Annotated in this window: 12 protein-coding genes and 1 tRNA gene; 9 read left to right on the top strand and 4 right to left on the bottom strand. The window is 44.0% G+C overall.

Features of this window, described 5'->3' with window-relative positions; genetic code table 11:
• Positions 1 to 8: 8 nt before the first annotated feature.
• From I2I33_RS19380 to I2I33_RS19390, 3 genes are read left to right on the top strand one after another with little or no spacing between them, the layout of a single operon-like run.
• The gene (locus I2I33_RS19380) at positions 9 to 1,436 is read left to right on the top strand and encodes a RagB/SusD family nutrient uptake outer membrane protein (protein ID WP_087421109.1); all 1,428 of its coding nucleotides are present in this window, start codon (positions 9 to 11) and stop codon (positions 1,434 to 1,436) included.
• Positions 1,437 to 1,444: 8 nt separating this feature from the next.
• Positions 1,445 to 2,827, top strand: coding sequence for a TlpA family protein disulfide reductase (locus tag I2I33_RS19385; RefSeq protein ID WP_162613776.1), 1,383 nt, complete (start codon positions 1,445 to 1,447; stop codon positions 2,825 to 2,827).
• 24 nt (positions 2,828 to 2,851) lie between these two features.
• The gene (locus I2I33_RS19390; protein WP_087421111.1) at positions 2,852 to 3,925 is read left to right on the top strand and encodes a C39 family peptidase; all 1,074 of its coding nucleotides are present in this window, start codon (positions 2,852 to 2,854) and stop codon (positions 3,923 to 3,925) included.
• A 71-nt stretch (positions 3,926 to 3,996) separates the two neighbouring features.
• Here I2I33_RS19390 and recR read toward each other — a convergent pair whose 3' ends face one another.
• Together recR and recJ are read right to left on the bottom strand one after the other, a co-directional pair.
• Positions 3,997 to 4,614, bottom strand: a complete 618-nt coding sequence (recR, locus tag I2I33_RS19395; RefSeq protein ID WP_087421112.1) for a recombination mediator RecR — start codon at positions 4,612 to 4,614, stop codon at positions 3,997 to 3,999.
• Between the two features lie 3 nt (positions 4,615 to 4,617).
• Positions 4,618 to 6,336, bottom strand: coding sequence for a single-stranded-DNA-specific exonuclease RecJ (gene recJ, locus I2I33_RS19400; protein ID WP_087421113.1), 1,719 nt, complete (start codon positions 6,334 to 6,336; stop codon positions 4,618 to 4,620).
• Between the two features lie 320 nt (positions 6,337 to 6,656).
• Here recJ and lysS point away from each other — a divergent pair, with 320 nt between their 5' ends.
• The 5 genes from lysS (at position 6,657) to I2I33_RS19425 (ending at position 13,458) form a co-directional block, all read left to right on the top strand.
• The gene (gene lysS, locus I2I33_RS19405) at positions 6,657 to 8,381 is read left to right on the top strand and encodes a lysine--tRNA ligase (protein ID WP_087421114.1); all 1,725 of its coding nucleotides are present in this window, start codon (positions 6,657 to 6,659) and stop codon (positions 8,379 to 8,381) included.
• Between the two features lie 94 nt (positions 8,382 to 8,475).
• Complete coding sequence (locus I2I33_RS19410; RefSeq protein WP_087421115.1) at positions 8,476 to 9,480, top strand: NAD(P)H-dependent glycerol-3-phosphate dehydrogenase; 1,005 nt, start codon at positions 8,476 to 8,478, stop codon at positions 9,478 to 9,480.
• Between the two features lie 102 nt (positions 9,481 to 9,582).
• On the top strand, positions 9,583 to 10,539 hold the full coding sequence (locus I2I33_RS19415) for a nucleoside recognition domain-containing protein (RefSeq protein WP_087421116.1): 957 nt from the start codon (positions 9,583 to 9,585) through the stop codon (positions 10,537 to 10,539).
• 4 nt (positions 10,540 to 10,543) lie between these two features.
• Positions 10,544 to 11,743: a hypothetical protein gene (locus I2I33_RS19420; protein WP_087421117.1), complete on the top strand. Its 1,200-nt coding sequence runs from the start codon at positions 10,544 to 10,546 to the stop codon at positions 11,741 to 11,743.
• A 53-nt stretch (positions 11,744 to 11,796) separates the two neighbouring features.
• On the top strand, positions 11,797 to 13,458 hold the full coding sequence (locus I2I33_RS19425; RefSeq protein ID WP_087421118.1) for a putative transporter: 1,662 nt from the start codon (positions 11,797 to 11,799) through the stop codon (positions 13,456 to 13,458).
• Positions 13,459 to 13,478: 20 nt separating this feature from the next.
• On the opposite strand, the gene I2I33_RS19430 is transcribed toward I2I33_RS19425, so the two are convergent.
• Positions 13,479 to 14,042 (bottom strand): Crp/Fnr family transcriptional regulator, encoded by a 564-nt coding sequence (locus tag I2I33_RS19430; protein ID WP_087421119.1) that lies wholly within the window; start codon positions 14,040 to 14,042, stop codon positions 13,479 to 13,481.
• 19 nt (positions 14,043 to 14,061) lie between these two features.
• Positions 14,062 to 15,108 carry a tRNA 2-thiouridine(34) synthase MnmA gene (mnmA, locus tag I2I33_RS19435; protein WP_087421120.1) on the bottom strand — a complete coding sequence of 349 codons (1,047 nt, stop codon included), beginning with the start codon at positions 15,106 to 15,108 and terminating at the stop codon, positions 14,062 to 14,064.
• 204 nt (positions 15,109 to 15,312) lie between these two features.
• On the opposite strand from mnmA, the gene I2I33_RS19440 reads away from it, so the two are divergent.
• Positions 15,313 to 15,385 (top strand) — tRNA-Trp (locus I2I33_RS19440).
• Positions 15,386 to 15,548: the final 163 nt, after the last annotated feature.

Below are 15,548 nucleotides of genomic sequence, written 5' to 3' on the forward strand. Positions count from 1 at the left end.
GAGAAAGTATGAAAAAATATATATCAATCATTGGTTTGAGTCTGATTGTATTACTGACATCTTGTGACAACTATTTGGATTTAGTCCCGAAGGGAGAATCCGTGTTAAATACAACAGATGATTATTTGGGGTTAGTGGAATCGATGGATGCGGCTTATCCGACAGATGATTTTTGGTATTTTGCCGGTGATGCGACCTGGCCTTATAAGGATCAAATTGAAAATTACCAGTATCCATTACGTTCAATCTCTTTCTTATGGGATGAAACGGAAGGATTGCGGCAGCAAAATATGGTTTCTAGTGAACTCTACAGCAAGTGTTACTCCCGGATAGCCAATTATAATATTGTGGTGGAGAATATGAATGATGCAGAGGGGCCAGAAGCGGATAAGAGACTGGGTATTGCTCAGGCAAAGGCTATGCGTGCGTATAATTATTTCATGTTGGTGAATACTTTTGCTAAGCCTTACGTGAAGGAAACTGCTGCCACGGATAATGGTATTATTATTCACAAAAAGTTTGATTTGGAGGCGGTGAGTAAACAATACACGGTTCAAGAGGTATATGATTTTATCATGGAAGATTTGAATTCGGCTATCGTTGATTTACCGGAAACCCCGTTAAACGAGTTCCGTCCTAGTAAGACGTTGGGATGGGCATTAAAAGCTAAGGTGCATTTGTACAAGGGGGAGCTTGATTCTGCCTTAAATGCAGGATTGGAGGCGTTGAAATCAACCTATCATAAGTTGTGGGATATGCGTCCGATGTTTTATAACGGTTTAGAGGAATTGCCTTTCGGGGATATGCAGTCGACAGGATGGAGTTCTGTTGCTATTCATTTGAAGAGTGATCCGGAAAATTTATTATATCAATTCTGTAATAATGATCAGGGAGAGCCTTCTCCTTTATTTATTCGCAAAGAGACGTTGGATTTGTTTGATAAACAGAATGATTTGCGTTACAAGACTTGTGTAAATTATGACACTCCTAATCGGCCGACAGGCGAGAGTGGGGCGAGAATGTTCGGTTCGAATCAGGTAAAGTGGAATTGTGGCGGGATACGTTTCTCTGAAGTTTATTTGATCGTGGCAGAGTGTTATGCCCGCTTAAATGATCCGGAGAATGCGATGAAGTATTTGAATGAGTTGTACGTGAATCGGGTAAAAAATAATACTCCGGAACTGACGGCTGCTAATGCAGATGAGGCTTTCGAACAAGTACGTAAGGAGAGAAAGCGGGAGTTGATGTTCACTTATAACGGTTTCTTCGATATGCGTCGATTTAGCGTGCAATTGAACGAGACGTTTACTCGTACCTATGTTAATACAGCGGGTGAAACACAAGAGTTTACTTTGGAACCCGGTTCTCCTTTGTATGTATGGCCTTTCCCGCAGAATGCGATGGAAACAAGTAATTTGGTTCAAAATACAAAATGATGTCCCATATGAATAAAATATGTTGTGTATTTCTGATATTAACGGTTCTGGCTTTTGCCGGAACCGGATGTCAGGATAAAACGACTTCGGTTACGAAGGCGAGAGTGGAGTTTAGAAATACGGTTGAAGGAAACTTCTTTTTTATTCCGGAAGGGTCTACGGCCGGATATACGAAAATGGAACCGGATTCTTTAGGAAATTATATCTATGAGGTGGATTTGAAAGTGCCGGGGTACTTTCGTTACGTGGGGGTGAATAAAAAATTCTATTTGGTTTATTTGACTCCGGGCGCACGGATGGAGATACAGGAAGGAGCGGAAGGAGTTGTGTTTGCAGGAGATAATGCGGCCGAGAATATGTTTTTGTCTAAGAATGTATATCTAGGTTCTGTCCCAGAAGATATTCCGCTTTATTCGGCGGAATGGGAACGATTGAATACAGAAGAAGTGAATCGGTTGATTGCTAATCTGGATGTTTCTGGTTTAAACCCGGACTTTATCCGTTTACAGACATTGAAGTATCATTGCGATTTTTATTTACAAAAATTAAATGGCCCTGCTAATACTGCAATGTTTGCTCCTCAAGTGAAAATTGAACTGTCGGATAATTTTTATGATTTCGTGAAAGAGGTAAACTTCTCGGATTCTTCTCTTGTGCAGATACCGAAATGGTTTAATATGGTGTTGGGGACATTCGAGCAGATGGAAAAAAAAGGATGGATTGAGGTTTCTCCGGATAAATACATGGAAATTTATGCGAAAAGAATCGCCAACGAAAAAGTACGTTCCATGTTTTTGGTGGAGTTATTGAATTTCACGTTACAGAAAGGGTATTCTGATGATTTCCCGTCCTATCTGGAAGGGGTTCGTCAATACATAACTCACCCGGAGGCATTGGAGGCGTTACCAGCTTTGGAGGCTCGTTACCAAGAGTCTAAAGAAACTCATAAAACCATAGCAAGAGGACAGATGGCCCCGGAGTTTAAAGCGGTTGACGTGAAAGGAAAAGAATATACTTCTGCTGATTTTAAAGGCAAGGTGATGGTGTTGGATTTCTGGTTCACGGGATGTATTCCTTGTCGTGCAGAGATGCCTTACATGGAGAAATTAGCAGATGATATGCAAGGAGAGAATATTGTATTTATCTCAATGTCAGTGGATACGGGGGATGAGTTGATGGCTTTGTGGAGAAAGATGGTTAAAGATAAGAAGGGTGCCGAGTTACAGTTGAATGTGCCGGGTGGTTTTAAATCGGATTTGATAAAGAAATATTTGATTCATGGAGTTCCTCGCATCGTGATTGTGGATAAAGAGGGGAAAATTGTGGATGCAAATGCCAAACGTCCTTCGGATCCTAAATTGCGGATGCAGTTGGAGCAATTGGTGAAATAATTGTCGAATTAATATAGAATTGATATGATGAAAAATATAAAAGCATTTGTATGTGGAACATTATTGCTTTCTATGGGCTTGATCCCATACGGTTGTTCTGATGATGATAAAAATACGTCACTTGCCGGAAATGATATTTTATCATTTTCAATTGAGGGGATTGATACGGAAGCCGTGATTGATACGGATAATAAAAGTATTTCGTATGTATTATCCGATATACCGGAGAATTACAGAGAAATTACACCTGTGTTTACTTTGTCGGAGGGGGCTTGGGCAAGTGTGAATGAGGATGAGGTGGTTAGTGGTGTGACTCCTGTGAATTTTTCAACTCCAGTAACATTTAAAATCACGGCATCAAATGGTGATCGTGCTTACTGGGATGTGAGTCTTTCTAACACGGATTACACGATAGCTTGGGGGTTGGGGGCTTGGTTGACAGAAGAGAAGAGTAACGAGGGGGTAGATCCCGAGGGCTGTTATTTGGATCAACAAAATACAGGTGATTATGCGGATCGGAATTGTGGACCGGCTGTTGGAGCGATGGCTGTTATATGGTACGGATCGCCCATGGAGGAGATGACCGTAGAGTGGGCTAGAAGTTATAGATATTTTAGTTACTATTCTTCTTCTTCAACGGATTTAAGCTGGTACCCGGGGGATGTTCGGGATTTCATTAATTTTTGTAGTAGAGGAGGAAGTCCTGCTTATCTGGAAGAAATTCCCAGTGAGAAGTATTTAGATAATACCGAGGAGGAAATGAAAGAAAAATTCCCCGTACAAGTAAAGGCTCATATCGATGCAGGAGAATTAGTGATAGTCTGTTTAAGTATGTCCTATATATCGAAGAATGAAACGGGAGATTCGGAGACTCGAGTTGATAAATATTATAGTGGAACAATGGGACATTTCTTGCTGATTAAAGGATACAAAGTAGTTGATGGAGAATTGTTCTTTGAATGTAATGATCCGTGGGGATTAGGATTGACTTATGAAGACGGTACTCCAGTAGGAGCAAATCGTTATTACCGGGCAGAGGAGTTGGCTTTAAGTGGAAATCATAATTATTATGCAGTAATCGTACAGCCTAAAGTATAGTTTGTCGTAAGAAAATGTGAATCCGCCTCAAGTTTCTGTTTCAGGCGGATTCTTTTTAATATGTAGGAAAATCATCCGTTTAGACTAAATTTTACCCGGTTTACGAGGGAGCGTCCCAGAGTGAGTTCGTCGGTATATTCGAGATCATTACCTATGGCGATACCTTTGGCGAGGGTGCTAACCGTGATTTCATCCCGGCGGGGGAGTTTTTTGAAGATGTAGTAACCCGTGGTGTCTCCTTCTATGGTGGCTCGCAAGGCGAAAATAACCTCCTTTACGGAAGGATTGGCCACTCGCTCCAGTAGAGAGTTAATGTGAAGGTCGGATGGGCCTATGCCGTCCATGGGGGAAATAATCCCTCCTAAAACGTGGTAAAGCCCGTGGTATTGGCCGGTGGCTTCAAGGGACATGATGTCCTTTATGTTTTCCACGACACATATCGTTTGAGTATCCCGTTTCGGGTCGGAACAAATCTCGCAAGTGTCACTGTCTGAAATGTTATGGCAGTACTGGCACTCTTTGATAGATTCTTTCAAGGCGGTGATACTGGCTGTAAATTGCTTTACCTCTTCGGGGCTTTGGCGCAGCATGTGTAGCACGTAACGCAAAGCTGTTTTGCGTCCGATTCCCGGAAGGGAAGCAAATTGTTCTACTGCTTTTTCCAATAGTTTGGAAGATAAAGATTGCATGTTTTATTCCTCTTTGAATTTTAAATCCCGAATCATCATTTGAATGTCGCTTTTCCCCATGAATTCGTTTTCCTGAAGGGTGTAGCAAATATCGAAATATTCACCTTTACTGATACGGGAAAATGCCTCTCCCATACCGAAAGCTATACCACTCCGGTCGTTGCAGACTCTCGTGTCATCCACGACAACCAGTTTTAGGTGTTCGTTGTTACGTCCCACTTGTTTTGAACCAATGAAATTCGTCACGTTTTCAGTCATGAACACGGGGATCGTGTTGTTGGGACCAAACGGGGCGAACTTCTGAATCATGGCATAAAGATCCGGGGTGATGTCGTTTAATTTGATTTGGGCGTCAATATTGATCTGGGGTGTCAACATCTCTTCCGTGATCGTTTCACTCACGATTTTTTGGAATTTAGCCTTGAAAGGTTCGATGTTTTCAAGCCTTAATGTCAGTCCTGCCGCGTATTTGTGTCCCCCGTAATTTTCCAAGAATTCGCTACATTGTGAAATGGCGTAATACAGGTCAAATCCTTCCACGGAGCGAGCAGATCCGGTAGCCAAACCGTTGGATTCTGTCAGGATCACGGTCGGGCGGTAGTAATATTCCGTCAGACGTGAAGCAACGATTCCAATGACACCTTTGTGCCAGTTCGGGTTGTAAAGTACGGTTGCTTTTTGGGATTGGTCGTAGTGGGACTGATTGATGTATTCGAGGGCTTCTTCGGTGATGTCGTGATCCAGCTTTTTGCGTTGATCGTTGAAGTTGTTGATACTTGCGGCGACTTCCGTGGCTCTGGTCTCGTCATCGGCAATCAGGAGTTCAACTGATTTATTCCCCGATTCAACTCGCCCTGCCGCGTTGATTTTTGGGCCTATGCGAAAAACAATGTCATTTATCGTCAGGTCTTTACCGATTCCGGAGAAACTTAGTATCGTTTTTAATCCCAGGCTGGGTTTTCTGTTTAATTGTAATAAACCGAAATGGGCGAGGATGCGATTCTCTCCCGTGATCGGAACAATGTCACTGGCAATGCTGACACAAACCAAGTCCAACAATTTGTACAGGTCTGCCATCGGCAAGTTGTGTTTCATGCTATATGCCTGCGCCAGTTTGAAGCTGACACCGCAACCGCTTAACCACCGGTAGGGATAGTGACAATCTTTCCGTTGCGGGTCGAGGACGGCAACGGCATCCGGAAGTTCGTCCCCTGGGGTGTGATGATCACAGATGATAACATCCACTCCTTTGGATTTTGCGTAACGGACTTTCTCCACGGCTTTCACTCCACAATCGGTTACGATCATGAGTGTGATCCCGTTGCGGGCCGCATAATCGATGGCCAAGATGGAAACCCCGTAGCCTTCCGTGTACCTGTCCGGGATGTAATACTCCGGATTCTCGCATTTATTTTTCAGGTATTTATAGAGTAAAGCAACGGCCGTGGTACCGTCCACGTCGTAATCGCCGTAGATCATGACTTTTTCCTCGGTGCTGATTGCTTTTTCCAACCGGAGAACTGCTTTATCCATATCCTTCATCAAGAACGGGTCATGGAGCATGTTGAGGGTTGGATTGAAGAAAGCATGGGCCTCTTCTGCAGTGTCCACACCGCGTTGCAAAAGCAAGTTCGCGATAACATGACTGCAGTTAAGTTCTTTGGATAGTTTGTCAATTTTTTCCCACTCGGGTGGGGTGTTGATGACCCATCTTTTTTTCATTATCTCTTTCTCCTATTCTGCTACAAAGAAGCAGAAATTCCTTGGGATTTCAAAAGAATACTGATTATATTTTTTAACAGGTTTGTTCTAAATAAGGTTATGCGGTTGTGTTTCAGTTGTATAAAAATAAGATTGAATTTTTGGTGATAAAATTTTAACAAAAAGCAGGGGAAATGTAAATAACGAGGGAGAGCAGCCCTTTTACTTTCTTCTTTGCACTTTATTTATTATCTTTGCACATTAATTTTTGAATAAAATTTAGAGCGGGCGTATGCCCGGTGATAAAATAGATTTTATATAACCTTTTAAAGCATATAAAAATGAGTCTTGCAGAATTAAGCGAACAGGAAATTATTCGCCGGAACTCTTTAAACGAGTTGAAAAATTTGGGAATAGATGCCTATCCGGCACCGGAATTTAAAGTAACTCACCTTTCTAAAGAGATCCTGGATAAATTTGAAAAATCACCGGAGGAATTGCAAGAGGTTGTGATTGCCGGGCGAATGATGAGCAGGCGGATTATGGGTAAGGCTTCATTTTTTGAATTACAGGATGCCGAAGGTAGGATTCAGGTCTACGTGAGTCGGGATGATGTGAGTCGGGATGAAGCTTGCACGATGTATAATACCGTTTTCAAAAAGTTAATGGATATTGGTGACATTGTGGGAGTCAAGGGATTCGTGTTCCGCACGAACATGGGAGAGGTCTCAGTTCACGCGAAAGAGTTGGTGATGTTGTCCAAGTCCTTGCGTCCACTACCGGTTGTGAAAGAAAAGGATGGTAAAGTGTTTGATGCTTTTACCGATCCGGAATTGAGATACCGTCAACGTTATTTGGATTTGATCGTGAACCCGCAGGTGAAGGATGTGTTTATCAAGCGTACGAAAATGATCAACGCCATCCGTCAGTTCTACACGGAAATGGGATGTTTGGAGGTGGAGACTCCGGTGTTGCAGGCTATACCGGGAGGGGCTTCGGCGCGTCCGTTTATCACGCATCATAATGCGCTGGATATTCCGTTCTATTTGCGTATCGCGAACGAGTTGTACCTGAAACGTTTGATCGTGGGCGGTTTTAACGGGGTGTTCGAGTTTTCCCGTAATTTCCGTAACGAGGGTATGGACCGGACGCATAACCCGGAATTTACTTGTATGGAGGTGTACGTGCCGTACAAGGATTATTTGTGGATGATGGATAGCACGGAGAGAATGATCGAGGCAGCGGCAATGGCCGTGAACGGGACAACTAAAGCTCCTTTCGGGGAGAACGAGGTGGATTTCAAGCGTCCGTTCAAGCGCGTGAAGATGTCCGAGGCGATTAAAGAATATACCGGGTTTGACATCACAGGTAAGAGTGAGGATGAGATCCGGGCATTCTGTTTGTCTATCGGCTTGAACGTGGACGAGACGATGGGTAAGGGTAAGTTGATTGACGAGATCTTCGGAGAGAAATGTGAAAGTCATTATATACAGCCGACTTTTATTTACGACTATCCGGTGGAGATGTCTCCGCTAACAAAGATGCATCGTTCAGATCCCGGATTAACGGAGCGTTTCGAGTTGTTCGTGAATGGTAAGGAGGTGGCGAACGCTTATTCCGAGTTAAATGACCCGATCGATCAGTTGAATCGTTTCAAAGATCAGTTGGCACTTCAGGAAAGAGGGGATGATGAAGCCATGTTTATCGATTACGACTTTGTGCGTGCCTTGGAATACGGTATGCCCCCGACCTCGGGAATGGGTATCGGAATCGATCGGCTTTGTATGATCCTGACTAATAGTCCGTCTATACAGGATGTGCTGTTGTTCCCGCAAATGAAACCGGAGAAAGTGGCTACCGTGGATGCTGACGAGAAATTTATCGAGCTGGGAATCCCGGCTGATTGGGTTGCCGTGGTTCGTAAAGCCGGTTACCAGACCGTGGAAGCCTTGAAGGCGGTAGAGAATCCGAACAAGTTGCATCAGGAATTGAGCGGTTTAAATAAAAAAATGAAATTAGGCTTGAAGACCTTATCTCCGGACGAGGTAAAAAGCTGGATAAAATAGGTTCTAAGGTTTGTAAAGTTTATAAGGTCTATAAAGTTATTTTTTGGCCTTATAAACTTTATAACTTTATGAACTTTATAAACTTATTGGTATCATGGAAATAGTTGAAAAACCAAGGATTGGAGTCGTAGGTGGGGGTAGTTGGGCTACCGCTATCGCTAAAATGCTGACAGAAAATAACGGGCATATTAATTGGTTCATGAGAAACATTGAATCGATAAAGGCCTTTAAAGTATTAAAACACAATCCGCGGTATTTGTGTGGTGTCGATTTTGATATAGACAAAATCTCGTTCTCGGATGATTTGGATTGGGTGATCATGAATTCCGATGTGATCGTGTTCGCCATCCCGAGTGCTTTCCTGCAAAACGTGGTAACTCCAAGGTTGCAAGTGTCGTTGAAAGATAAGATTATCGTTTCGGCTATCAAGGGGATGATTCCGGATGAGAATCTACTTATCGGGGAGTTCTTCCACCAGAAATATGAGGTACCTCTAGGACAGATTGTAATTATTTCCGGACCTTGCCATGCGGAGGAAATAGCTTTGGAACGTTTGTCTTATCTGACATTCTCCAGTGAGAACCTGCGGGTAGCACGGACTGTGGCTCAATTATTCGAGTGTTTCTACGTGAAAACCACGATTTCCGATGATATATACGGGGCCGAGTATGCCGCGGTGCTGAAAAACGTTTTTGCTATTGCGTCGGGAATCTGTCACGGATTGCGATATGGCGATAATTTTCAGGCCGTGTTGGTTGCTAATGCCATTCAGGAAATGGAACGCTTTGTGAATGCCGTGCATCCGATTCAACGGGATATTAAATTTTCTGCATACTTGGGTGATTTGTTAGTAACAGCCTATTCCCAGTTCAGCCGGAACCGGACATTCGGTACGATGATCGGGAAAGGATATTCTGTGAAGTCCGCGCAAATGGAGATGTTGATGGTTGCCGAAGGGTACTTTGGCGTGAAAGGAATTCATGAAATCAATCAACAGTATAAAGTCCACATGCCCATCACGGAGGCTGTTTATAACATCCTCTACGAGCGAATCAGTCCGACAATGGAAATCAGATTGTTAACCGACGAGTTGAGATAAAAATTAAAAGATAAAAGCTAAAAGTTTAATAAGAAAATTCGGAAAGTGTAAATGAGGTTTTATCATTTTCAATTTTCAATTTTCAATTTTCAATTAAAAAGTATGTCAAATTACAGTGCGAGGGTTTGGGAATGTGTGAAAAAGGCCTTACCCGTGGCGATAAAGACGTCAGTATGGTTTTTGAAAATCATGTTGCCGGTATCTTTGTTCGTGACCTTGCTGTCATACTTTAATATTCTGCCTTATATTTCTTCATTCGCATCCCCTTTGTTTACCTTGATCGGTTTGCCGGGAGATGCAGCCTTAGTGTTCGTTACCAGTATATTTACGAATATATATACTGTGATTGCTTTGCTTTCCACGCTTGATTTTTCCGTGCGGGAAAGTTTGATTATGGCGACGATGTGTTTGATTTCCCATAACTTTGTCGTGGAAACTATCGTGTTACAGAAGACTGGTTCGTCTGCGGTGTGGATGGTGATCTTGCGAGTCTTGGGAAGTTTCGTTGCGGCAATTGGTTTGAATTGGTTGCTGCCGGAAATGAGCGGGAAGATGATGGCGGAAACGGCGGTTTCTCTCGGTTTCTGGGAGACGATGTTACATTGGCTGGAGAGTAGTGTGATGCTGGGGCTGAAAATCGTACTGGTGATTTCGGGGTTGATGATATTGCAACGGTTGTTGGAAGAGTTCGGCATTTTGAAAATATTGTCTGCCATGTTATCCCCGTTAATGCGTTTGTTCGGGCTGAATCCGGATGTGGCTTTTCTGTGGTTGGTGGGGAACACGGTCGGATTGGCTTACGGTTCCGCGATCATGATGGATTATGCCAAGATGGGAAAACTGGGACATCAGGAGGCAGATTTGCTGAATCATCATCTGGCGATTTCTCATTCGCAACTGGAGGATCCGCTGTTGTTTGCCGTGATGGGATTACCTGCGGGATGGTTGATATTTCCCCGTGTCGTGTTAGCCGTGATTGTTGTGTGGATTCGTCGGGGCATTTATTTATTACAGGTGCGTGTACACTCACCGGTAAAAGTTGAAAATATTAGTTTATAAAGATATGAAATACACTATTGAAGAGGTTTTGAACGAAAAGCAAGCAAAAGAATTTTTGCTGCTACCTGTATCCCTTTACAAGAATGACGAAAATTGGGTACGGCCTTTAGATAATGACATCACAAAGGTTTTCGATCCGGCAAAGAATCCGTTTTTCAAGCATGGCGAGTGTACCCGTTGGCTGTTACGGGATGAGAAAGGTCAATGTGTTGGGCGGGTGGCTTCTTTTATTGATAGAAGTTCCTGCCATTTGGATTCCTACTCGGTGGGGGGAATGGGTTTCTTCGAGTGTATTAATGATCAGGAGGCCGCTTTCATGCTGTTCGATCGTTGTCGGGCATGGCTGGAGGAACGGGGAATGGAGTCCATGGAGGGGCCGGTGAATTTCGGGGAACGTAACGAGTGGTGGGGATTGTTGGTAGACGGTTTCAAACCGCCTGTATTCCAAATGCCTTACACGCACAAGTATTATGTTCCGTTCTTCGAGAACTACGGGTTCCGTGACTATTTCAAACAATATATCTACCGGACTCGCTTGGTGGAGGAAAGTCTTTCCAAGGTCGTGGTTTGGAAATCGGAACGGTTGTTGAAGAATGAAGATTACCGGATTATTTCCTATCGTGAAATGACTCCCCGGCAGGCAAAAGATTCCTTCCTGACCATTTATAATAAGGCATGGAACTTGAACGTACATGGCGTTGGAGGAATGGATAAGGAACAGGTGGAGGCGTTGTTCAAGACCCTGAAACCCGTGCTTGATCCTGATTTATTGTATTTTGCTTACTATAAAGGGGAACCTATCGGTTTCTTTATCATGATTCCGGAATTGAACTATATCGTGAAGCACGTGAATGGTAAGATTAGCGGGTTGGGTATTTTGAAATTCCTGTACTATCGTCATATCAAGCGGGGACGTGTGGCCTTGGGATTGATCTTTGGAGTTGCATCCGAATTCCAGGGGCGTGGGGTGGAGGCTGCTATGATTTATGCTTTCTGTAAGAATATCATTTTGTCGAAGAAGACATATGACTGGTTGGATATGAGTTGGGTAGGAGATTTTAACCCGCAGATGATGCACTTGATGGATTATATCGGAGCAAAACAATCTCAGATTTATATTACTTATCGTAAGTTGTTCCGGGATGATATTGAATTTTGCCGTTCTATCGATAAAAAGGTGAAAGACCCGGAGAGTGCTGAGTGATAAAATAGCGAGTTACTTGACTTGAAATCTAAAATTTAAAATCTAAAATAAGTATGTCTTGGGTAAGTGAGCTGTTTTTTGGACAGGGGGTTGCTCATTCGGTGTTAATGTTCGCAATCGTTATCGCTTTGGGGATCGTGCTTGGGAAAGTGAAAATTTGGGGAGTTTCGTTAGGAATAACCTGGATTCTTTTTGTTGGGATTATTTGCAGTCATTTCGGGATGCGGGTAGATGGGCATACGTTACATTTCATGAAAGAATTCGGCTTGATCCTGTTCGTGTATTCCGTGGGATTACAGGTTGGTCCCGGTTTTTTCTCCTCTTTTAGGAAGGGAGGCTTAACTTTGAACATGCTGGCCACGGGAATCGTGTTGTTGGGGGTGGTTACCACGTATGTTATCCATGTCGTTACCGGGTTACCGATTACAACGATGGTCGGTATTCTTTCCGGGGCCGTGACTAATACGCCGGGATTGGGTGCCGCTCAACAAGCCTATTCGGATATGACGGGAGTGAATGATCCCACGATTGCTTTGGGGTATGCGGTGGCTTATCCGTTGGGCGTGATCGGGATTATCGGGTCGATCTTGTTGATGCGGGTGATCTTCCGGGTGAAGTTCGAGAAGGAGAACGAGGATTTGGAACGGCAGGACGGGGATCGGGCCAACGGGGCTCAACAGTTTTCCGTGCGGGTAACGAATCCGGCTTTGTTTGGTAAGGATTTGATGGAAATTACCCGTTTGATAAACCGAAAGTTCGTGTTTTCGCGGGTTTGCCACGAGGATGACCGGATTGAAATAGGTTCTTCCGAGACTTGCTTGCGCGAGGGGGATAAATTACTTGTCGTGGCAGCCTTACAAGATATTGATGCGATCACGGCTTTTCTCGGGGAACGGGTTGAAGTTGCTTGGGAACAGTTGGATAAGCAACTGGTGTCTCGTCGAATCGTGATCACCAAAGGAGAGGTGAACGGAAAAATGTTAGGAGAGATGCGGTTGCGGAATTGTTTCGGGGTTAACGTGACCCGGGTGAATCGAGCCGGGGTGGATTTGGTGGCTAAACCGAATTTGCAGTTACAGATCGGGGATCGCTTGACGATTGTCGGTCCGGAAGCTGCCGTTACGAATGTGGCAAAGGTGTTGGGTAACTCTTTACGTCGTTTGCGTGAACCGAATCTGGTATCCATATTTTTGGGTATATTCTTAGGAATTTTGCTGGGGAGTATTCCATTTACTTTCCCCGGTATTCCTCAGCCGGTAAAGCTGGGATTAGCGGGAGGTCCGTTGATTATTTCTATCTTGATCAGTCGTTTCGGTCCTCAATACGGTTTGGTGACTTACACGACTATGAGTGCCAATCTGATGTTGCGGGAAGTGGGGATTGCCTTGTTCCTTGCGAGTGTCGGGTTGGGTGCAGGCGATGGGTTTGTGGAGACCATTATTGATGGAGGTGGTTATGCCTGGATTGGTTACGGTTTTATTATTACCGTGGTTCCTTTAATTATTATCGGGATAATTGCCCGCACCATATATAAAGTGAATTATTTCACGTTGATGGGGTTAATGGCCGGAAGTATGACCGACCCGCCAGCATTGGCTTACTCCAATGGAATCGTGGGAAATGATGCTCCTGCCGTGAGTTACGCCACGGTGTACCCGCTCACGATGTTCTTGCGGGTACTGACGGCACAGATGCTAGTTTTATTTTTTGTTTAGCGGTAATGCTCGTGTAAGATTTATTTCAAATGAGCCCTAATCCGGCTTAATGACTGAGGCGTGATGTTTAGGTATGAGGCGATTTCTTTTAACGAAACTCGTTGTAAGAGTTGCGGGAATTCTTTTATTAGCATTTGATACTGGTGGCCTTTATCGGCCCAGTAGTACTCGATAAAATAATGTTCGTACTCCTGCATGGTCTTTTCCATCAGTTTGCGTCCCCAGTTTGCCAATTCCAGGGAGTGAAGGAAGAGGTATTCCAAGTGAGAACGGGAGATTTTCACGAGCGTGGAAGATTCGAGGGTTTCTAGCGTGAATTTAGCTGTCGGTGTTTGTGACAGGTCTGGCATGGTGGCGGCCATATCTCCCTCGAATGCAAACAATAGGGTAAACTCCTTACCTTCCCGTTCGATAAATCCACGGACAGAACCTTTTTCCACGAAATAAATATAATCATTGCGTTGCCCTTCCTGCACGATGGGTTCTTTTTTGTTGAAAGAGATGGTTATTGCATCTTTAAGGAGAAGGAGGATACTATCCGAGGATAGTTTGTATTGTTGTTGGAGTATATCTGAAAATGTCATGTCATGATGTTTTGAAAGGTTATAGGACGATCCCGCCACCGATTACCCGGTCTTCCCGATAAAAGACAGCCGGTTGTCCGGGGGCAATAGCCCATGCGGGAGAGGAGAGTTGTACGTGTAATGTCCGGTCGGGTTGGAAAGATAGTTGTACGAATCCTTCCGGGTTCAGCCCGATACCCCGTACTTTAACTTCTATGTCTTGTGAATGAATTTCTTCGGGATTAATTAAATGAACTTGCCCGAGAGTAAAGGTCCTTCGGTGTAGGCTTGCCTTATCTCCCACGACGATTTGGTTCGTGGACGGGGATAGGCGTGAAACATATTGTGGGAATTGTTCCTTGGGTGGGATTCCTCTCTTTTGTCCCACGGTGTAATTCACGATTCCGGTATGTTCTCCCACGTGATTTCCGAATTCATCCACGATCCGGCCGGGTGTGAAACAAGAGTCTGTCCCTGGCTGGCGGGCGATGAAATCCCGGTAGTCTCCTTTCTCAAGAAAACAGATACTCATGCTTTCCTGTTTTTCAGCCAAGTGGATAAACCCGTGTTCTTTGGCCATTTCCTTTACCTGTGTTTTCGTGTAATCTCCTAATGGGGTGATGGCCCGGCATAGAATCTCTTCCGGTACGCCCCATAAGAAGTACGATTGGTCTTTATTCGGGTCAACTCCTTTATGGACGTAATAATGGTTCGCGAAAGGGAGAATCCGAATGTAGTGTCCCGTGGCGACATGGTGTACTTTTAGTTCGTTTGCCAAGTCTCGAAGTAGATTCCATTTGACAAAGCTGTTACACGTGGCGCACGGGTTGGGGGTAATTCCCGAAAGGTAACCTTGGATGAAGGGTTGGACCACCTGTTCTTGGAAAAGTTGTCTACCATTTAACCGGTAGAGTTTGATGCCCGTTTGTTTACACAATTCCTCTACTTCCGGTTCTTGCGAGGAGCCGGCCCGTGATTCCCATAATTGCAGGTGGACACCAATAACTTCAAAACCCTGTTGTTGTAACAGAAGTGCCGTAACGAAACTATCCACGCCTCCGCTGAGACCAACTACAACTTTTTCCATGTTCCTTTTTATTGAAGTCGGGGGACAAAAATACGGTTTAATTTTAGAATTGTCATGAGGTTTTGTATTTTGTTGGATGAATTTGTTGCTTGAACTCCTGATACTTGTGGGATAGCAAGTATTTTTAAGGCAATATTTTTTACGTGTACTTCCGGATGGGACTTGTTTTTCTCGTTTAAATTACCTTAATTTGCAGCACGAAATACGGGAGTGGCTCAGTTGGTAGAGCATCGGTCTCCAAAACCGAGGGTCGGGAGTTCGAACCTCTCCTCCCGTGCTGAAAGAGGTTGTTACGGCAACCTCTTTTTTCGTGTGTTATGCTATTGGGATAATGTCTGTCGCTTGTTGATCATGACTTTTATCGGCGCATAGTAAAAAAGCTGTGTATACGGATATAAGTTTGTACCTTTGCAGAAAAGAAAAACAGTAATGGAAAAGAA

It is taken from the genome of Butyricimonas sp. BSD2780061689_150309_C8 (assembly GCF_015560935.1).
Lineage (GTDB): Bacteria > Bacteroidota > Bacteroidia > Bacteroidales > Marinifilaceae > Butyricimonas > Butyricimonas paravirosa.